Raw genomic sequence first — 19,355 nt, 5'->3', positions numbered from 1 at the left:
CGATGGGCGACGGCACGACGCGCCGGAGGGGCGGTCGCCCGACCCAACGGTCGTACGCTTCCGCCGTGGCCGATCCCGACTGGTGGCTTCCCGACCAACCGTGGCGCGTGAAGATCGAGCGCGCCGACGCCCACATCGCCGACTTGAAGGCAAGGATCGCCGAGTATCAGGATCGCGGCCCGTTCGAGGTGAGGTACGAGGCAACCGACGAAGACGATTGGCAGCGGGTCCGACTCGTCATGACCGAACCGATACCGCCCGTCCTAAGTGCAGTGATCGGCGACGTCGCCCACAACCTGCGTTCCGCTCTGGACTCGGTCGCCTACGCCCTTGCACGGCAAGACTTCGACGGGGAGTGGACCGAGCAACACGAGGCAGCACCTGCGTTCCCCGTGAGGCGTAACGGACAGGAGTTCGAGAAGTTCTTCGCCCCCCGACGGAACATGCCCGAGGGCACTTTCAGTCAGCGCGCACAAGACGCCCTCCGCTTCGTTCAGCCGTTCTACTGGGCGGAGCAATATCCGGGAACGTCAGACCCTGCGACCCTCGACGACGAGTTCAAGTTCTCGACCCTGCGATTGATTCAGCACGCATCGAACGTCGACAAACACCGGCGGCTACTCGTGGCCGCTTGGACGCCCACGATCTTCTACTGGGGTTCCGACGGAGGCACGGCACGCCGGATGGTTGGGCCAAGGTCAGGCGACGACGCGGACGTGATCGCCTATCAGTACGACCCGCCCGAGGGGAGTACGGATACTGAGGTCACATGGGAGATCGAGCTCGTCCTCCGTGAGTCCGGATTCCCTGATGATCGGGCCTTGACCGACGTTGTGGACGGTTGGCGACAGAGCACATGGTTTGCCGTGCAGTCGATCTTCTCCGTGTGGGGCAATCCGGCGAAGCCGTAGCGTCCCGAGCCAACCGGACCAGTGGGTCCGTGTATCTACACGATCGACGCCTTCCTGTATCTACAGAAGGTCGTCGAGGAGGCGGGCGACGTCGCCCGATTGAAACCGGAGCGCGGGGTCGGCGAGGTAGTGCGCCCGCGCCGAGTCCGCCGCTTCCCGGATCACGTCGACCGGTGCCTCGATGTCGAGGAGAGCCGCGATCGTCTCCGCGTGGGGCGACTTGTTGTTGAGGTGGTAGCGGGCGCGCCCGTCGAGTTGGGCGATCTGGATTCCGCGTGTCGTGTTGGTTCGGGACGCCATGACCGGACGCTATGACCGACCACCGACAACGGGCCGGACGTGAGAGACCTCACCCGCTGCTTGTTCCCCGCCTCGGCACGGGGAACAACGCGGGGAACTAGCGGCGGGTCTTGTTCCCCGTATGTTCCCCGGAAACAGGTCAGGCCCGGCAAAACCGGGCCTGACCTGCGTAAACGTGCGTGGGCGATACTGGGTTCGAACCAGTGACCTCTTCGGTGTGAACGAAGCGCGCTACCACTGCGCCAATCGCCCTCTGTAGCGGTCGCAGACTCTAGCCTACCGACGGGCCGGTCCCGAATTCGGGGCACGCCAGGTGCGTCACGAGTCGGACGCTCCTCCGTCTCCTCTGCGTGAACCAGCAGCCGACCTCGCGGACCCTCTCCCAGCCCGTCGCACTCCAGTGCCTCGACGCGCGGGGCCGCAGCATCGACCTCCCCGCCGTCCTCGGCTACGACCCCGCGGATCCGTGGGCCGTCGAGGTGGTGTTCGGGAAGCCGACGGAGACCGTGCGCTGGCTGATCGGCCGGGACCTGCTGCTCCAGGGCATGACGGAGCCGGCCGGCGAGGGCGACGTACAGCTCTCGCCGAGCATCGACGAGTACGGCCGGGCCTGCGTGGTGCTCGAGCTCCGCTCGCCGCACGGACGGCTGGTCACCCAGCTGGCGACCCGCGACCTGGGAGCCTTCCTCGGCCGCACGCTCGCCGTCGTGCCGGAGGGCACCGAGTCGGTCGACCTCGACCTGCTGGTCGAGACGCTGACCCGCTCCGAGGCCTAGGAGCCAGCGGGGTCAGAGCCCGAGGAGCTCCGGCTCCCGTGCGCGCCAGGTGTCGGCAGCCTCCCGCGTGACCGGCCCCGGTGCGGGCAGGTCCAGGCCGTTCCACGACGCCACGGCCTGCACGTCGCGGGTCGTCGACGCCAGGAACACCTCGCTCGCCCCCTCGACGACCTCGATGGGCTCGTCGACCTCGCGGCCGCCGTACCACTCCAGGATCAGCGCGCGCGTGACGCCGGCCAGGCAACCGCTGGCCAGGGTCGGCGTCCGCAGCTCGCCGTCGACGACGTAGAAGACGTTGGAGCCCGTGCCCTCGCACAGGTGGCCGGCCAGGTTCGCGAAGATCGCCTCGCTCGCCCCCTGCTTCTGGGCGGCCGCCAGCGCCACGACGTTCTCGGCGTACGACGTGGTCTTGAGGCCGGCGAGCGCACCGCGCTCGTTGCGCGGCCACGGCACGGTCGCCACCGCCGTCGTCTCGGGCCACGCCTTCATCGCGTCCGCCACCACGACCACCGTCGGGTCGGCGTTCCCGCGACCCGACCCCATCGGCGCCGGCCCGCCCGTCACGGTGACCCGGATCCGGCCCAGCGGCAGGTCGAACCCGTCCAGGACGGCCGCGATGCCGCGCCGTACGCCGGCCTCGTCGAGCCCCTCCAGCCCCAACCCCGCCGCCGAGCGGTGCAGGCGCTCCAGGTGCAGGTCGAGCGCGAACGGCAGCCCGCCCACGACCTTGATCGCCTCGAACACCCCGTCCCCGACCGTTAGCCCGTGGTCCGCGACCGTGACCGCCGGAGCGGTCGCATCGGGCAGGAGGTCACCGTTGATCCAGGCACGCATGCGGCAACCCTAGGCCGCGCCGAACCCCCGCAAACGGCAGGCAACGCGCCGGGGCGGACCCGATTTTGCATGGTCTGGGGCTTGGGCTACTGTTCTCACGCACCCAGACCGGGACACCGGTTGAAGGCGCAGGCGGACATAGCTCAGTTGGTAGAGCGCAACCTTGCCAAGGTTGAGGTCGCGAGTTCGAGTCTCGTTGTCCGCTCGGAGAGGTCCCTCTCTGGTTTGGCCTCTATGGTGGGTTGGCCGAGAGGCGAGGCAACGGACTGCAAATCCGTGTACACGGGTTCAAATCCCGTACCCACCTCCATGCAGTCCTCTCAACAATTCAAGACCCGGGCGATTGGCGCAGCGGTAGCGCGCTTCCTTGACACGGAAGAGGTCACTGGTTCAAACCCAGTATCGCCCACCAGCAAGAGCCCCTGACCGGTACGCCGGCAGGGGCGCTTCCCATGTCCAGCCGCATCACCGGGTCGCCCGCCGGGTAGGGGGTGGACATGACTCGCTTCTCTGCGGACACCCGGGCCGAGGCCGTCGTGAGCGCCTCGCGCGCCGAGATCTGGGCAGTGCTGACCGACCCGGCGCTCGTCGCCGAGATGACGCCGTTCGTGCGGTCGATCAGCGCCGACGGCGACCACTGGCGCTGGGAGCTCAGTGGGCTGAAGGTGCTGGGGGTCGGGGTGGCGCCGAGCTTCACCGAGCTGATGGTGCTGGACGAGCCGGAGCGGATCGAGTTCCGGCACGACCCGCCGGAGGGCGAGGCGGAGCGCTCGGGGGTCGAGGGCTGGTACGCCCTCAGCGAGGTCGAGGCGGGCACCCGCCTGGTCACCTCGCTCGAGATCACGCTCGACCTGCCGCTCCCCCGCGCCTCGGGGCGCGCGGTCCGGGCGGCGATGAAGGGCATGATCGACCAGATGGGCGAGCGGTTCTCGAAGAACCTGCTCGCCCACCTGGACGCTGCCGAGGTCGGCTAGCGACTACTTCTTGACGACCTTGACGGTGACCTTGGCGGTGTCACCCGAGACGAACCGGTCGCCGAGGTAGGTGACCGTCAGGGACTTGGCACCGGTGGTCCGGAAGACCGGGAGCCTCACGACCGCCTTGCCGCCGCGGACCATGACGGTCTGCTTGGCGATGCCGCCGCCCGTGATCGTGACCTTGCCGGTCGGGCTGACGCCGGCGGCGCCGACCTTGACGGTGAGGACAGCACGCGTCTTCTTGACGACCACCTTGCCGGGGGTGACGGACGGCTTGGAGAGCGAGCTCCTCGCCTGGGTCACCGTGAGCGTGGCGGTGGCAGATCCGCCGTCGACCGTGTCGTCGCCGGCGTACTCGACGGTCAACGTGGTCCGGCCGGGGTCGAGCGACTTGGCCGCGATCGCCACCGTGGCCCGGCCACCGGAGAGGGTCCCGGTGCCGACGACCGTGGTGCCGGACCTGAGGGTGACCGTCCCGGTCGGCGTCGCGCCGTCGGCGCTGACCTGGACCGGGACGGCTGCGGCCTTGCCGTAGACGACGGCGTCGTCGTCCGCGGACACCGTGGCGGCGGCCTTGCCGACCGTCACCTGGATCTCGTCGCCGGCGGGACCGACGAGGTTGTCGCCGGCGTACGCCACGGTCAGGGCGTGGCCGCCCACGGCGAGCGAGCCCGCCGGGACCGAGACCGTCGCCGTGCCGCCCGCGAGCGTCCCGATGCCCACGATGCTGGTCCCGGAGGACACCGTCACCGTGCCGGTCGGCACGACGCCGCTGGCGCTGGAGCCCACCTGGACCGGCAGTGACAGCGGCTTCCCGTAGGCGACCGACGCGTCCGCGGCCGTCAGCGAGCCGGTCGACTTGGCGACGGTCAGGGCCACGGTGCCGGTGGCCGGCGCGACCTTGCTGTCACCCGCGTAGGCGATGGACAGGTTGCGTACGCCGGGGGCGAGCGACTTGGCGGGCACCGCGATCGACGCCGCGCCGGACGCCAGCTCGGCCGAGCCGACCACGGTGCCGGAGTCGAGCAGGGAGACTGTGCCGCCGGTCGCCGTGGCGCCGGTGGCCGTGACCTGGACCGCGACCGACGTCGCCTGCCCGTAGACGACCGAGCCGGGAGTCCCCGAGGCGGAGGCCAGGGAGTGGCACGGGAAGGTGCCCGACCGCAGCGAGTGGGTGTCCGTGTCGCCGTCGTCCGACCAGACGACCTCTTTCTTGCCGGCCACGCAGGTGGACTGCGGAGCCAGGGCGAAGCCCTCGTTGTTGAGGTTCGGCATGCCTGCCGGGCGGTCGTAGGCGTGATCGACGACGAACGCGCCGCCGGCCAGCTTCAGCTGCACCGTGGTGCCGTTGCAGCTGTCGTCGCAGACGGCCCACAGGCGTCCCAGCTCGGGGTCGAACGAGACGTCCATGACGCTCGGCGGACCGGCGTTCGTCAGTAGCCTCGGGTCCACGGTCGCGACCAGGTGGGCGGTCTCCTGGACCGCGGCGGTCTGGTCGAGGGCCACGACGTAGAGCATCCCGGTGCCCTCGACGGCGACGACGTACAGGCCGGTGCCGTGGTCGGGGTAGTGCGAGGGCAGGTACGCCGCGTCGGTGCTGTCGTCGACGAAGCCGCCGGCGACCAGGAAGCTGTCGGGGATCCAGGTGATGCCCTCGAGCCCGAGGTTGGCGCCCAGGGTCGGCAGCAGCGGGTTGAGGTCCCACTCGTCGGTGGCGTTGAGGGTCGCGCCGGTCGCCGCGTTGGCGTCGTACCGGAGCACCCGGTTCTTGCTCACCCCGCTGTTGGAGTTGTCGCGCTCGGTGGCGAGGTAGACGGCGCCGTCCGGACCGACCATGATGCCCTCGCTGTCGGGCGCACCGGAGCCGTCGTTGTACTTCGGCGTCCTGCTCCAGCCGGTGGCCGGCACCCAGGTGCTGCCGCTCTTGGTCATCTTCCAGAGCGTGCCGAGCTTGTTCTGGGCGACCCACAGGGTGTTCGCGTCGGACCGGTCGAAGGCGAGACCGCTCGCGTCCTGGTTGAAGGTCACCGCGTCATCGGACGGGGTGACGGTCGGCGAGCCGGGCCAGGCCTCGGTCACGACACCCGGGCACTGGTTGGCCGTCCCGATCGTGGCCGACTCCGTCAGCTTGAACGCCCCGACGCCGTCGGCGCAGCGGCCGAGGCTGGGCGTCGGATCCGTCGCCCAGGTCGCCGAGTCGATCAGCGCGCTCGTGCTGTCGAACAGCCGCACCGAGTCGGAGGCGTCGAGCGTGGCGTTCGTCGAGACGACGAGGTAGCCGTGGGCCGGGACGACGCTCGGTGCCGGCAGCGTGGTCGGGCTGGCCTCGGTGCTGTCCTTGACCACCCAGCCCGCGATGTCGACGGGCGAGGCGGAGAGGTTGACGATCTCGACCTTGTCGGGCGTCCCGGTGGTCAGGACCTCGTTGACCCGGATCGGGCTGCAGGCGTTGGCGGCGCCACGGGTGGCGACGGTCGTGACCCGGAACTCGCCCGTGCCGTCGGGGCAGCGGCCGTACGTCGTCGCCGCGTGCCCGCCGGCCCACGAGTAGGAGTCGACGACGGTGGTGCCGCGGTAGAGCGTGATGCTGTCGTCCGCGCCGAGGCCGAACCCGGGGCCGGGGATCTCGGTGTAGATCGCATAGAACGCACCGGGCGCGATCGTCGTGCCGCTGGGGATCGCGACGGCCGGGTTGTCGCCGGAGTCCTCGAGCGTCCATCCCGACACGTCGACCGCGGAGGCGCCGGTGTTGGTGAGCTCGACCCAGTCGCCGACGACGTCGCCGTTGGACTCGACCTCGTTGATCTTGACGGTCTCCGCCGGCTCCTCCGGGGGCACTGCGTCGAACGGGAACCCGAAGTTGCTGACACCGGGCGAGCCGTAGAACACGACACCCGAGATCGTGGGTCCGGCCCACGAGTCCTCGGCGTCCGCGAGCGTGGACTTCGTCCACCCGCTCGCCTTGTTCTTGCCCAGCGTCCGGGCGGAGACCCACGCGCTCGAGGTGTCGGTGCGCGGTCCGGCGACGTCGCCGGTGCCGGCGTCGTTGTACGTGAGGCGGTCCACCAGGGCGCCGGTCTCGTCGTAGACGTTGACCTCGTCGCTGCGGCCGAGGTTGACGGCGTTGCCGCCGATGACCTTGACGGAGGGGTCGAGGCCCCAGGTGGTGCGGAACGCGTCGGCGGACACCTCCGAGACGATCACGGACTCCCCCGCGGCGACGTTGCCGAAGGCGGACAGGCTGGTCGACGTCGCGGCCGGCGCCGGCGTGCGCGTGCTGTCGGAGTACGACCATCCGGTCATATCCTCCGGGGCGGACCCGATGTTGGTGAACTCGAAGAACTCGGAGCCGTTGTAGGCCATCTCGGTGATCCGGATCAGGCCGTTCGCGGAGCGGTTCGCGGTGGCGTCGAAGCCGCCCTGGCTGCTGGAGCCGGGCGAGCCGTAGAACACGACACCGGAGATCGTCGGACCGGCCCACGAGCCCTCGGCGTCGGCGAGCGTCGACTTAGTCCACGCGCTCGCGGTGTTGGCACCGAGCGCGGCCGTGGAGACCCAGGCGCTCGAGGTGTCGGTGCGCGGTCCGGCGACGTCGCCGGTGCCGGCGTCGTTGTAGGTGAGGCGGTCCACCTGGGCGCCGGTCTCGTCGTAGATGTTGATCTCGTCGCTGCGGCCGAGGTTGACCGCGTTGCCGCCGACCACCTTCACCGTGGCGGCGAGGCCCCAGGCCGTGCGGAACGCATCGGCGGAGACCTCCGAGACGATCACGGACTCGCCGGGGGCGACCCGCCCGAAGCCGGACAGGCTGGTCGACGTGGCGGCCGGCGCCGGCGTACGCGTGCTGTCGGAGTACGACCAGCCGGTCAGGTCCTCGGCCCCGAGCCCGACGTTGGTCAGCTCGAAGAACTCAGAGCCGTTGTAGGCCCACTCGGTGATCTTGATGTTGCCGGGCGCGGCTGCGGCACCCGCAGGGGCAGGTGCGGCCAGGACCGCGAGAACCGGCAGCGAGACGGCGACGACGGACGTGCACACGGTGGCGGCGAGGCCACGAAGAGACGAACGCAAGAGAGTTCCTCGACGAGGTCAGGTGCAGGCCCGAGCCGGCAGACGGGGTGGTCACGCGAACGCTGGCCACGCTGTCGACGCCGGGAGAACTGTCGGTGAACTCGTCGCCAATGGCTCGGCAACGGCCAGGAGCCAGTTGGCGCCGAGGTGTCAGTTTCGGCCGGCAGGGGTATGTCACTCGCATGGACGCCCAATACCTGAGCTGCGAGGTCACCCGTTGTCCCGCCTGCGGGCGGCGCTCGATGGTGGTGACCTACGAAGGTCTCGCCGACCCTGCCGGACCCGACGAGGTCGTGCTGTGGTTGCCGACGCACGGACAGTGCGAGCACGGCTGCGACACCCACGACCACCTGCTGCCGGGCCTCGCGCAGGAAGCCGCCTGAGACCCCGGTGACGAGCATCCGCCGGCCTCCGGGCGGCGGGCACTTCCTCTTCGGCCTGAGCCACGCCCAGACGTGGGTCCTGGTGCTCGGGCTGGTCGTCGTGCTGCTGGCGATCTACCTGACCCGACGCCGCTAGCGAGGCTCAGGCCTCGGCGGCCTCGTCCCACCGGCGGCGCGTTGCGATCTCGTCGTTGACCAACGCCACGAACTCGGTCGCCTCGTCCGTCATGCTGCGCTTGAGCTTCACCGCGTGCGGGTCGTGCCTGCCGGCGAGGTCGGTCGGGGCCGCGGCGACCCGGACGAGCACGACCGGCTTGCCCGTGCTGGTCGACCCGACCGTGGCGCCGTCGATCTGGGCCCAGCGGACGTCGTGCAGGCGCTCGACGCCGCGCGCCTCCGCCTCGGACTTGGTACGGCGGAAGGTCAGGCCGTCCAGGGTGAAGTCGATGCGGCCGTTGGTGCCGACCAGCTGAGTGCGTGCCACGCCGGGAGTTGACCACACGAAGATGAACAGGCCCGCCGACGGTCACCTGGCGTTCAAGCGGCATCCCTACCCTTCGCCCCATGCTGCGCGACGTCCGTGAGTACATCGACCGCCTCCAGATCGAGGGCCACACCATCGGTGAGGACCACGACGACGACCCGGTCCTCATCGACGCCGATGGCCGGGCCGTGGACACGTGGCGCGAGGGCTACCCGTACGACGAGCGGATGCCGCGCGCGGAGTACGACGAGGCGAAGTACCTGCTCCAGGTCGAGCTGCTGAAGTTCCAGAACTGGGCGGCCGACACCGGCAGCAAGCACGTCCTGCTCTTCGAGGGGCGGGACGCCGCCGGGAAGGGCGGCACGATCAAGCGGTTCATGGAGCACCTGAACCCCCGCTACGCCCGGACGGTCGCGCTGACCAGGCCCAGCGACCGCGAGCAGACCCAGTGGTACTTCCAGCGCTACGTCAAGCACCTGCCGTCGGTCGGCGAGATGGTCCTCTTCGACCGGTCCTGGTACAACCGCGCCGGCGTGGAGCGCGTGATGGGCTTCGCGTCGCCGCCCGACTACGAGCAGTTCATGGCCCAGGCACCGCTCTTCGAGCGAATGCTCGTCGACAGCGGCATCTCGCTCACCAAGTTCTGGTTCTCCGTGACCCGCTCGGAGCAGCGCACCCGGTTCATCATCCGCCAGGTCGACCCGGTGCGGCAGTGGAAGCTCTCCCCCATCGACCTCGAGTCGCTGGACAAGTGGCAGGACTACACGGCCGCCAAGGAGGCGATGATCCGGCGCACCGACACCGAGTGGGCGCCGTGGACCACGATCCGCAGCAACGACAAGAAGCGCGCCCGGGTCAACGCGATGCGCCACTTCCTCGCCCGCTTCGACTACGACGGCAAGGACACCGAGGTCGTCGGACAGCCGGACCCGCGGATCGTGCAGCGTGGGATCGACGCCATCGAGGACTGAGCGAGGACTGATCGACGATCGAGGGAACGAGCCGGTGAACGGCTCGCGAACTCGGCGTACGGCGCGTTTCGGCTCCTGGCCCGCCGCGCACCGTGAGGGCGTGACTGCCGCAACCCTCATCCTGGTCCTGGTCATCGTCACCGCGTTGGCCTTCGACTTCACGAACGGCTTCCACGACACCGCGAACGCGATGGCCACCTCCATCGCGACCGGTGCCCTGCGCCCCAAGGTCGCGGTCGCCCTGTCGGCCGTCCTCAACCTGGTCGGCGCCTTCCTCTCGGTCGAGGTGGCCCTCACCGTCACGAACTCGGTGATCAAGATCCAGGGCAAGGACGGGGCACCGAACCCCGACCTGGTCGCCGATCAGGGCTACGCGCTGCTGCTGATCATCCTCGGGGGTCTGGTCGGCGGGATCGTGTGGAACCTCGTGACCTGGTTGCTCGGGCTGCCGTCCTCGTCGTCGCACGCGCTCTTCGGCGGTCTGATCGGCAGCGCCGTCGCCGCCCTCGGCTTCAGCGGCATCAACTGGAACGGCGACGGCAGCAAGCTCGACGGGGTGGTCGGCAAGGTCATCCTGCCCGCGATCGCGTCACCGCTCATCGCCGGCCTGGTCGCCGGGATCGGCACCTGGCTCGTCTACCGGGTGACCGTCGGCGTCGCCGAGCGGTTCACCGAGACCGGCTTCCGGTGGGGGCAGGTCGGCAGCGCCTCGCTGGTCTCGCTGGCCCACGGCACCAACGACGCCCAGAAGACCATGGGCGTGATCACCCTCGCCCTGATCGCGAGCGGTCACTGGTCCGACACCGGCTCGGTACCCTTCTGGGTCAAGCTGAGCTGCGCTCTCGCGATCTCCCTCGGCACCTACCTCGGCGGCTGGCGGATCATCCGCACCCTCGGCAAGGGGCTCGTCGAGATCCGCTCGCCGCAGGGCATGGCCGCCGAGAGCGCCTCCGCCGCCGTCATCCTCGCCTCGAGCCACCTCGGGTTCGCGCTCTCCACCACCCAGGTCACGACCGGGTCCGTCGTCGGCAGCGGCGTCGGCAAGTCGGGCGCCGAGGTGCGCTGGGGCGTCGCCGGACGGATGGTCGTCGCCTGGCTGCTGACCCTGCCCGCGGCCGCGGTCATGGGTGCCGCGGTGTGGTGGGTCGGCGACCTCCTCGGCGGGTACGCCGGGCCGATCGCGATGGTGGTCATCCTCGTCGCCCTGGCGGCCTTCATCTACCTGCGGTCGCGGCTGCAGCCGATCTCGGCCGACAATGTCAACGACGCCTGGGACGGCACGCCGTCCGCGGCCCGACGCACGACGGAGGTGTCGGCATGATCGACAACCTGGGTTTCGCATTCGACGGCGCATGGCGGGTCCTGCTCGCGAGCCTGGTCTTCGGCGCCGGTCTGCCGGTGATCTACGCCCTCGGCATCCGGTCGCTGGCCTGGAGCGCCGGTGGGGACGCCGAGGTCAGCCACGCCCGCCCGAACCCGCTCGGCAAGGTGCTCGCCGGCCTGTGCCTGGTCGTGGTGCTCGCCGGCGTCGCGCTCGGGATCACGATCATCGCGGCGACCGGCTTCGGCAAGGCCGTCTCGTTCGAGCACGGATACCCGACGATCGTCGCCAAGGAGAGCTGATGAGCGAGAACGCCGTACCGTCCGCCGGTCGCCTGCGCGGAGTCCTGGACTGGCTCCGCGAGGGCTATCCGACCGGCATCCCGCCGAAGGACTACATCCCCTTGCTCGCCCTGCTCCGCCGCCGGCTGACGGAGGACGAGGTCCGGGAGATCGCCGGGGAGATCGCCAACCTGGACCACCCCGACACCGAGGACATCGGGGTCCACATCACCAAGCTGACCGACGCGCTGCCGAGCGCCGAGGACGTCGCCCGGGTCGAGGCCCGGCTGACCGAGCACCACGGGTGGCCCGAGGGAGCCTGAGAGTGGACACCCGGCGGCTCGCACGCACGATCCTCGTACCCCGAGTACCGGGACCGGGTGCGTGCCGCCGGGGCTCGATCACTATGCGCGCGGTCGGCCGGTCGCGGCTCACCCGGGAGGATGAAGGCGCGGGTGATCGATCGGTGCCTACGCCTCGAACGCCGGCAGCGTGAAGCGGAAGAGAGAGCCGCGGCCGGCCGGGTTGGGGAGCGCCTCGATGGTGCCGCCGTGCCGGTGCACGATGCGGCGCACGATCGAGAGGCCGAGGCCGCTGCCCTCGTAGTCGCGGTAGTGGGCGCGGTGGAACTCCTCGAAGACGCGCTCGCGCTCCTCCTCGGGGATGCCGATGCCGTGGTCGGTCACCCCGATCGTGACCAAGCGCGCGTCGCTGCGGCAGCCGTGCACGACGATCTTGGCCTCCTCCCCCGGCTCGACGTACTTGAGCGCGTTGCCGATCAGGTTGTCGAGCACCTGACGGACCAGCACCGGGTCGGCCAGCACCGGCGGCACCGCGCCGACGCTGACGAAGCCCTGGGCGCTGCGGGCGGCGACGATCTCGTCGACCATGACCGTCACGTCGACCCGGCCGACCTCCAGGTCGCGCGAGCCGCTGGTGGCGTGCGTGAGCAGGTCGCGGATCAGCTCGCGCATCCGGTGCGACGACGAGCGCACCCGGGAGACGAACTCCTGTGCGAGCTCGGTGTCGAGGGCCCCGTTGTCGAGCTCGTCGGCGATCATCTCCGTCCAGCCGTCGATGGCCGCGAGCGGGTTGCGCAGGTCGTGCGCGACGACACCAGCGAAGGCCGCGAGCTCCTGGCGGCTCGCGTGTTCGTTGGTGGTGTCGCGCAGCAGCACGAGGGCCCGGGTGCGTCCCTGGCGCGCGTCGCGCGGCAGCGGGATGGCGGAGACGGTGAGGACCCGCTCCCCCACGCCGTCGACGCGGACGACCATCAGCTCGCCCTCGACGCGCTCGCCACGCAGGGCTCGCGCCGTCGGTCGCTCCTGGGGCGTCATCTCCGTGCCGTCGAGCGTCCAGCTGCTCAGCGAGAACCTGGTCTCGGTCGACAGCTGGTCACCGACGCCGAGGACCCGGGCGGCCGCCTCGTTGTGGACCAGCAGGTCACCACGCTCGTCGACGACCAGGACGCCCTCGGTCATCGAGCCGATGACCGCGGCCCGGACGCTGCCCTCGTACGCCGTGTCCTCCTGCGCGCGGCGCAGGTCGTCGGCGAGTGCCTGCCGCTCGTCGCGGCCGGTGGCGATCGCGAGGCCGGTCAGGGCGATGGTCGCGATGTAGAACTGGGCGATCATGAAGCCGACGTCGGGGTCGTCGACGCGGGCGAACGGCCCGATCCCCTGCAGCGTCAGCATCATCGTCACGAGACCGACGACGAACGAGTGCGCGGCGCTCAGCAGGGTCGAGAAGCGGGCGGCGTACCAGACGGTCGCCGCGAGCAGCGGGAAGGCGAGCGGGAGGTCGTCGAGGCTGAACGCGAGCCCGTACATGAAGACCGTGAAGGCGGTCGCGACGAGCAGCTCGGACGGTCCGCCGTCGACACCACGGAGCGGCGGCCACGGTCGCGGCGAGGTGACGCGCTGGCAGATCATGATCCCGAGCGCGACCACGATCAGCGCGCTGCCGACGTTGCGGCCGAACCAGAGCCCGCTGGCGACCGGGTCGAAGGCGTCGCCCGCGCCGGGGAGCAGGACCGCGCCGATGCTCGCGAGCGCCGTACCGGCCGCCATCGCGACGGCGAGGGCGGCACCGAAGCGGGCCACCACGCGAGGAGTGTCGAGCGCCCGGTCGCCACCGCTGCCCCAGGTGTCGGGGCACCACCGCTGCAGGAGGAGCACGGCGAGCCAGCTCTGCACCAGGCCGGCGGCGGCGAAGGCGGCCGCGACGGCCGGCCCGGAGCCTGCGATCAGGTTGGCGAGGAACGCCGCGACGAGCACCAGGGCCGAGTCGACCACCGGGCCGCGTCCGTTGCGGACCAGCAGCCACAGGATCGGCAGGCCGCCGGCCGGCCAGAGCTCGGAGAAGCCCGCTCCCGAGAGCTCGATCCTCCGGGTGACGGTCGAGCTGGCGACGAAGACCACGGCCACGAGCACGCTGAAGCCCAGGCCGACACCCGCGCCCTCGCGCGGTGTCGCCTGGACATGCGGCACCGCGCCGCGCACCGGGCCCCCACCCACGCGTGCAGGCTAGCCGGGTCGGTGAGGCTGCGGGTGGACCCGCGAGGGTTTCGTCCGTTAATCAGCCGAACGGCCCACCCGCACGCCCATCTGTGCAGGTCAGAAGGTCCGTCTGGACCAGACCAGCAACACTCCGGTCGTTCGCTCAGTCGTCGGTCGCGAACTCCTCGTCGTGCGTCCCGGGGCGCGGCGCCCAGGGCAGCTCGCGGGCCGGGCGGACGACGATCAGTCGGTCGCCCCGGGCGAGCTGGGTGACCACCGGGTCGAAGTAGCGGTAGACCTTCTCGTCGCGCACGACGGCGATGACCTGGTCGGGCAGCTGCTGGGGCTGCTTGCCGACCTCGGACACGATGAGCTCGCGCTCGGCGACCTCGAGGCCCTCGCCGTACGTCAGCAGGTCCTCCATGACCGAGCCGAGCGTCGGCGAGAGGGACGAGAGGCCGAGCAGGCGGCCGACCGCGTCCGAGGACGTGATGACCGAGTTGGCGCCGGACTGCTTCATCAGCGCGACGTTCTCCTGCTCGCGCACGGCCGCGACAATCCAGACGTCCGGGTTGAGCTGGCGCACCGTGAGGGTGGCCAGCACGTTGGAGTCGTCGCGGTTGGTGGTGATGATGACCTGGTCGGCCTCGCTCACGCCCGCGCGTCGCAGCACGTCGCGTCGCGTCGCGTCGCCGGTGACGACCGCGAGGCCGTCGGCGTGCGCCTCCTGCAGCGCCTCGGCGCCCGGGTCCACCACCACGATGGACTCACGGGTCAGGCCGTTGTTGACGATCGTGTCGACCGCGGCCCGGCCCTTGGTGCCGTAGCCGATCACCACCACGTGGGCTGCCATGCGCTTCCTCCAACGGGCGACGCGGAAAATCTCGCGACCCTGCGAGGCGAGCACCTCGAGGGTGGTCCCGATCAACAGCACCAGGAAGGCGATGCGGAGCGGGGTGATGACGAAGGCGTTGATCAGCCGGGCGTGCGGGGCGACGGGCGCGATGTCGCCGTACCCGGTCGTGCTCAGCGTGACCGTCGTGTAGTAGATCGAGTCGACCAGGTTGACGCCGTACCCGGGCGGGTCGTTGCCGTCGCGGTAGGCGTGCCGGTCGAAGTAGACGATGAGCACGGTGCTGACGAGGATCCCCATCGCCAGCAGCAGGCGTCGGCTGAGCTCCCACCACGGCGAGCGCACCTGGTCGGGGAGCGAGATGAGCCCGACGGTACGACGGCTGCCCCGCCCGACCTCGCTGGAGTCATCCACCACGGCGATGAATCTAGTCGGTCTCCTGGCGGGAACCGATCCGACGCAGCCGGGCGACCAGCTCCGATCTCGCCAGCATCGTCGTCGTCTGCGGGAAGACCGTGTCGAAGGCGGCGTTGACCGCCGCCCCGATGAGGACCGCGATCGAGACCAGGTAGAGCCAGAGCAGGACGGCGATCGGGGCGGCCAGCGGCCCGTAGATCGATCGTGAGTCCGTGGACGTGGCGGTGAGGAACCAGCGCAGCAGGAAGGAGCCGAACACCCAGCAGAAGAGCGCGAACGTCGCGCCCGGGAGGTTGAAGCTCCAGTTGGTCCGCACCGGCACCGACACGTGGTAGAGCGTCGCGAGGAAGCAGATGCTGATCAGCACCACAAACGGCCAGTAGAAGTGGATGAGGAAGTCCAGGCGCTGCGGCAGCCACTCCTGGACCAGGCCCGGGCCGGCGACGACGAGCGGGACCATGAAGACGCCGAGCACCATGGCGAGCACGTAGAGCAGGAACGAGAGCGCCCGGGTCTTCACGATCCCCCGGTGGCCGCCCAGCCCGTGCATGATCGTGATGGTGTCGACGAAGACGTGCAGCGCCCGCGATCCCGACCACAGCGCGAGCACGAAGCCGAGCGAGATCACGTCGAAGCGGCCGCCGGCGAGGACGTCGTCGATCGTCGGCTCGATGATCTTGTGGACCGCGCCCTGGGTGAGTGCCTGCTCCGAGAGGTCGAGCACCGCCTGGCGTACGTCGGCGACCTGGGCGGGGCTGAACTGGTCGGTGACGAAGCCGATCGCGCCCGCCATCGCGAAGATGAGCGGCGGCACCGACAGCACGGCGAAGAACGCGGCCTCCGCCGCGAGGCCCGTCACCCGGTAGCGCATGCAGCTGCCGACGGTCGTGACGACGAGGCGCCAGACCAGGTCGCGGGTCCGGCGGAGCCAGTCGGCGAACGCCGAGACGGAGGTGTCGGCGGGGGTCTCGGCGCGGGGCCGATCCTCCGCACGCTCCACCCCGGACATGGAACTACCGTAGACACATGAGCTCCGACATCCGGGTAGCCACGAACCAGGCCCCGCCCCTGGTTGGTCACAACATCGTCACGACGGACGCCTCACTGGTCGAGGCGGTGACCCGGCACGCGTCCGCCGAGGTGGTCGACGACCTCGCGGCCATCGGGGCGCTGGCCGGCACCGCGGAGGCGCGCGAGCACGGGATGCTCGCGAACGAGCACCACCCGCGGCTCACGCCGTACGACCGCTACGGGAACCGGATCGACGAGGTCGAGTTCCACCCCTCGTGGCACTGGCTGATGGAGCGCGCGGTCGGCCAGGGCCTCGCGGCCGCCCCCTGGGAGTCGGACTCGCCGCACGCGCACGTCCGCCGGGCCGCGGGCTTCATGGCGTGGTCGCACACCGAGCCGGGGCACGGGTGCCCGATCTCGATGACGTACGCCGCCGTCCCCGCCCTGCGCGCCGACGACGCCCTCGCGAAGGAGTGGACGCCGCTGCTCGCGTCGCTCACCTACGACCCGGGCGTCCGGGCGCCGTCGACCAAGCTCGGCGCGCTCGCCGGCATGGGCATGACCGAGAAGCAGGGCGGCTCCGACGTCCGCGCCAACGTCACCGAGGCGCGCCGTACGTCCGTCGAGGGCGAGTACACCCTGCACGGCCACAAGTGGTTCACCTCGGCGCCGATGAACGACGTGTTCCTCGTGCTCGCGCAGGCCGAGGGCGGGGTGACGTGCTTCGTGGTGCCGCGGGTGCTGGCCGACGGGACCCGCAACCGGCTCGACGTGGTGCGGCTCAAGGACAAGCTCGGCAACCGGTCGAACGCGTCGTCGGAGCTGGAGTTCGAGGGCACCGTCGCGCACCGGCTCGGGGACGAGGGCCGTGGTGTGCGCACGATCATCGAGATGGTCGCCGCGACCCGGCTCGACTGCGTGCTCGGCTCGACCTCGCTGATCCGCCGTGCGGTGAACGAGGCGTCCTGGCACGCCGCACACCGCTCCGCCTTCGGCTCGCTGCTGATCGAGAAGCCGCTCATGCAGAACGTGCTGGCCGACCTGGCGGTCGAGGCGGAGGCGGCGACCGCGCTCGCCGTACGACTCGCGGCAGCGGTCGACAACCTGCACGACCCCCACGAGGCGGCGCTGCGCCGGATCGCGCTGCCGCTGTCGAAGTTCTGGGTCTGCAAGCGCACCCCGATGGCCGTCGCCGAGGCGCTCGAGTGCCTCGGCGGCAACGGGTACGTCGAGGAGTCCGGCCTCCCCCTCCTCTACCGCGAGGCGCCGCTGAACTCGGTCTGGGAGGGCTCCGGCAACGTCAACGCGCTCGACGTGCTGCGCGCCCTCGGCCGCGAGCCCGAGGTCCTCGACGCCTGGATCACCGAGGTCGGCCGTGCCCAGGGCGGCGACGCCCGCCTCGACCGGGCCATCCAGGAGACCCTCGCGCTGCTGGGCTCGCTGATGGGCGACCCGGCGTCGATGGAGGTCAACGCACGCCGGCTCGCCTCGCGGATGGCGCTGTGCCTGCAGGGCTCGCTGCTGGTGCGCTTCGCCCCGCCCGAGGTCGCCGACGTCTTCTGCGCCTCCCGCCTCGGCTCGTCGTACGACGGCGTCTTCGGCACCCTCGACGGTGGTGACCTGCGGTTCATCGTGGAGCGGGCGACGCCGGTCGTGTGAGCCTCCGGCTCCACGGTTGGTGACCAATCGGCAGGTGGGAGCGCTCCGGATCTGCGCTTGGTGACCAAACGTCGCCCCCGGAGGCTGGGACCTACCTCAGCCGGCCCGGCCAGTCCCCGGCCCCCCCGGCTCCACGGTTGGTGACCAAACGGCAGGTGGGAGCGCTCCGGATCTGCGCTTGGTGACCAAACGTCGTCACCGGAGACAGCGGACCTACCTCGGCGCGCCGGCGGCGGCCTCGGCGGCGGCCTCGGGGTCGGGGTCGGACGCCCGGGCAGGTACGTCGTCGATCATCGTCCGCTCGTCGAAGGGCAGCTCGCCGGCGAGCACCCGGTCGAGGCGTTCGCGGTCCAGGCCGTCGGTCCAGTTGCCGATCAGCACGGTCGCGACCGAGTTGCCGGCGAAGTTGGTCAGGGCCCGGGCCTCCGACATGAAGCGGTCGATGCCGACGATGAGGCCGACGCCGTCGACCAGCTCGGGCCGGTGCGACTGGAGGCCACCGGCGAGGGTGGCGAGGCCGGCGCCGGTGACGCCGGCGGCGCCCTTGGACGCGATGATCATGAAGACCAGCAGCGAGATCTGCTCGCCGATGCTCAGCGGGTCGTCGAGGGCCTCAGCGATGAAGAGGGTCGCCATCGTCAGGTAGATCGCGGTGCCGTCGAGGTTGAACGAGTAGCCGGTCGGCACCACGATGCCGACGGTCGTCCGGTCCACGCCGGCGTGCTCCATCTTGGCGATCAGCCGGGGCAGCGCCGACTCGGACGACGAGGTGGCCAGGATCAGCAGGAACTCGCGGGCCAGGTAGCGGAAGAGCGAGAAGATGCTGACCCCGGCGAAGACGCGGAGCACGGTGCCGAGGACGACGAAGACGAAGAGCGCGCACGTCACGTAGAAGCCGAGCATCAGCACCGCGAGGCTCTTGAGCGCGTCGGCCCCGGTGGCGCCGACCACGGCCGACATGGCGCCGAACGCACCGATCGGTGCGGCCCACATGATCATCGCCAGCACCCGGAAGACCAGCTTCTGCGCGTACTCGACGACGGTCAGGATCGGCTTGCCGGCCGGCCCCATCTGCTGGAGCGCGAAGCCGATCAGCAGGGCGACCAGCAGCGTCTGGAGGACGTCCCCGGACGTCAGCGACGAGAACAGCGAGTCCGGGATGATCCCGAGCAGGAAGTCCGTGGTGCTGCCGTGGCCCTCCTTGGCCTGCTCGGCCCCGGCGGCGACCGCCGAGTCGTCGAGGTGCAGTCCGTCGCCGGGGTGCAGCAGGTTGCCGACGACCAGCCCGATGGTGAGGGCGAACGTCGACATGATCAGGAAGTAGACGATCGCCCCGAGCCCGACCTTGCCGACCTTGGCCGCGCTGGCGACCGAGCCGACGCCCAGGATGATCGTGCAGAAGATGACCGGCTGGATCATCATCGTGATCAGGGCGACGAACCCGTCGCCGAGCGGCTTCAGCTCCACCGCGAAGTCGGGGAAGAGCAGCCCGACCGCGATCCCGAGGCCGACCGCGACGATCACCGCGATGTAGAGCCAGTGGGTGCGGTTCTTGGGCGCCTGCTTCGGGGGCGGGGACGTGGCGACATCGGTTTGTGGCATGGGTCACGCGTA

General features: G+C 70.6%; 18 protein-coding genes and 4 tRNA genes. 13 read left to right on the top strand and 9 right to left on the bottom strand.

From position 1 onward, the window contains the following. Positions 1-65: 65 nt before the first annotated feature. Positions 66-911: a hypothetical protein gene (locus ASC77_RS24315; protein ID WP_156391273.1), complete on the top strand. Its 846-nt coding sequence runs from the start codon at positions 66-68 to the stop codon at positions 909-911. A 60-nt stretch (positions 912-971) separates the two neighbouring features. Here the strand turns inward: ASC77_RS24315 and ASC77_RS24310 are convergent, their stop codons facing one another. Next, positions 972-1,211 (bottom strand): hypothetical protein, encoded by a 240-nt coding sequence (locus tag ASC77_RS24310; RefSeq protein ID WP_056159345.1) that lies wholly within the window; start codon positions 1,209-1,211, stop codon positions 972-974. 180 nt (positions 1,212-1,391) lie between these two features. Further along, positions 1,392-1,463: transfer RNA gene (locus tag ASC77_RS24305), tRNA-Val, on the bottom strand. Between the two features lie 98 nt (positions 1,464-1,561). On the opposite strand from ASC77_RS24305, the gene ASC77_RS24300 reads away from it, so the two are divergent. Next, a complete protein-coding gene (locus tag ASC77_RS24300) occupies positions 1,562-1,987 on the top strand; it encodes an SsgA family sporulation/cell division regulator (RefSeq protein ID WP_235547943.1) in 426 nt (141 codons plus the stop codon). 12 nt (positions 1,988-1,999) lie between these two features. Here ASC77_RS24300 and ASC77_RS24295 read toward each other — a convergent pair whose 3' ends face one another. After that, positions 2,000-2,821, bottom strand: coding sequence for an aminotransferase class IV (locus tag ASC77_RS24295; RefSeq protein ID WP_056159341.1), 822 nt, complete (start codon positions 2,819-2,821; stop codon positions 2,000-2,002). Positions 2,822-2,953: 132 nt separating this feature from the next. Between ASC77_RS24295 and ASC77_RS24290 the strand changes: the two genes are divergently transcribed. The 4 genes from ASC77_RS24290 to ASC77_RS24275 all read left to right on the top strand — a co-directional run bounded on the left by ASC77_RS24290 (position 2,954) and on the right by ASC77_RS24275 (position 3,795). Next, positions 2,954-3,026 (top strand) — tRNA-Gly (locus ASC77_RS24290). A gap of 31 nt (positions 3,027-3,057) precedes the next feature. Beyond that, positions 3,058-3,131, top strand: a tRNA-Cys gene (locus ASC77_RS24285). Between the two features lie 27 nt (positions 3,132-3,158). Then, positions 3,159-3,233, top strand: a tRNA-Val gene (locus tag ASC77_RS24280). Between the two features lie 85 nt (positions 3,234-3,318). Further along, positions 3,319-3,795 carry a CoxG family protein gene (locus ASC77_RS24275; protein ID WP_156391272.1) on the top strand — a complete coding sequence of 159 codons (477 nt, stop codon included), beginning with the start codon at positions 3,319-3,321 and terminating at the stop codon, positions 3,793-3,795. A gap of 3 nt (positions 3,796-3,798) precedes the next feature. On the opposite strand, the gene ASC77_RS24270 is transcribed toward ASC77_RS24275, so the two are convergent. Next, complete coding sequence (locus ASC77_RS24270) at positions 3,799-7,863, bottom strand: lamin tail domain-containing protein (protein WP_082575300.1); 4,065 nt, start codon at positions 7,861-7,863, stop codon at positions 3,799-3,801. Between the two features lie 182 nt (positions 7,864-8,045). On the opposite strand from ASC77_RS24270, the gene ASC77_RS26885 reads away from it, so the two are divergent. After that, on the top strand, positions 8,046-8,246 hold the full coding sequence (locus tag ASC77_RS26885) for a hypothetical protein (protein WP_156391271.1): 201 nt from the start codon (positions 8,046-8,048) through the stop codon (positions 8,244-8,246). Positions 8,247-8,253: 7 nt separating this feature from the next. Further along, positions 8,254-8,382 carry an LPXTG cell wall anchor domain-containing protein gene (locus ASC77_RS26880; protein ID WP_156391270.1) on the top strand — a complete coding sequence of 43 codons (129 nt, stop codon included), beginning with the start codon at positions 8,254-8,256 and terminating at the stop codon, positions 8,380-8,382. A 6-nt stretch (positions 8,383-8,388) separates the two neighbouring features. Here the strand turns inward: ASC77_RS26880 and ASC77_RS24265 are convergent, their stop codons facing one another. Further along, the gene (locus ASC77_RS24265; RefSeq protein WP_056159332.1) at positions 8,389-8,730 is read right to left on the bottom strand and encodes a hypothetical protein; all 342 of its coding nucleotides are present in this window, start codon (positions 8,728-8,730) and stop codon (positions 8,389-8,391) included. An 80-nt stretch (positions 8,731-8,810) separates the two neighbouring features. Between ASC77_RS24265 and ppk2 the strand changes: the two genes are divergently transcribed. The 4 genes from ppk2 to ASC77_RS24245 all read left to right on the top strand — a co-directional run bounded on the left by ppk2 (position 8,811) and on the right by ASC77_RS24245 (position 11,626). After that, positions 8,811-9,701, top strand: a complete 891-nt coding sequence (ppk2, locus tag ASC77_RS24260) for a polyphosphate kinase 2 (RefSeq protein ID WP_056159330.1) — start codon at positions 8,811-8,813, stop codon at positions 9,699-9,701. Positions 9,702-9,801: 100 nt separating this feature from the next. Then, positions 9,802-11,022, top strand: coding sequence for an inorganic phosphate transporter (locus tag ASC77_RS24255; RefSeq protein ID WP_056159327.1), 1,221 nt, complete (start codon positions 9,802-9,804; stop codon positions 11,020-11,022). Continuing rightward, positions 11,019-11,324 (top strand): hypothetical protein, encoded by a 306-nt coding sequence (locus ASC77_RS24250; protein WP_056159323.1) that lies wholly within the window; start codon positions 11,019-11,021, stop codon positions 11,322-11,324. The genes ASC77_RS24255 and ASC77_RS24250 overlap by 4 nt, the downstream gene beginning before the upstream one ends. Continuing rightward, entirely contained in the window at positions 11,324-11,626 is a 303-nt protein-coding gene (locus tag ASC77_RS24245; protein ID WP_056159320.1) for a DUF3349 domain-containing protein, read from the top strand. The genes ASC77_RS24250 and ASC77_RS24245 overlap by 1 nt, the downstream gene beginning before the upstream one ends. Positions 11,627-11,773: 147 nt before the next feature. On the opposite strand, the gene ASC77_RS24240 is transcribed toward ASC77_RS24245, so the two are convergent. From ASC77_RS24240 to ASC77_RS24230, 3 genes are all read right to left on the bottom strand, one after another. Continuing rightward, positions 11,774-13,819 carry an ATP-binding protein gene (locus ASC77_RS24240; protein WP_082575299.1) on the bottom strand — a complete coding sequence of 682 codons (2,046 nt, stop codon included), beginning with the start codon at positions 13,817-13,819 and terminating at the stop codon, positions 11,774-11,776. A gap of 145 nt (positions 13,820-13,964) precedes the next feature. Continuing rightward, complete coding sequence (locus ASC77_RS24235; protein WP_056159315.1) at positions 13,965-15,071, bottom strand: potassium channel family protein; 1,107 nt, start codon at positions 15,069-15,071, stop codon at positions 13,965-13,967. 10 nt (positions 15,072-15,081) lie between these two features. Next, on the bottom strand, positions 15,082-16,080 hold the full coding sequence (locus ASC77_RS24230) for a YihY/virulence factor BrkB family protein (protein ID WP_056159310.1): 999 nt from the start codon (positions 16,078-16,080) through the stop codon (positions 15,082-15,084). A gap of 17 nt (positions 16,081-16,097) precedes the next feature. Here ASC77_RS24230 and ASC77_RS24225 point away from each other — a divergent pair, with 17 nt between their 5' ends. Further along, positions 16,098-17,741 carry an acyl-CoA dehydrogenase family protein gene (locus ASC77_RS24225; RefSeq protein WP_056159306.1) on the top strand — a complete coding sequence of 548 codons (1,644 nt, stop codon included), beginning with the start codon at positions 16,098-16,100 and terminating at the stop codon, positions 17,739-17,741. Between the two features lie 213 nt (positions 17,742-17,954). Here the strand turns inward: ASC77_RS24225 and ASC77_RS24220 are convergent, their stop codons facing one another. Then, entirely contained in the window at positions 17,955-19,343 is a 1,389-nt protein-coding gene (locus tag ASC77_RS24220; RefSeq protein ID WP_056159305.1) for a cation:dicarboxylate symporter family transporter, read from the bottom strand. Positions 19,344-19,355: the final 12 nt, after the last annotated feature.

It is taken from the genome of Nocardioides sp. Root1257 (genome assembly GCF_001425175.1).
Taxonomy (GTDB): Bacteria; Actinomycetota; Actinomycetes; order Propionibacteriales; family Nocardioidaceae; genus Nocardioides.
This window is presented reverse-complemented; position numbering and strand designations above follow the sequence as displayed.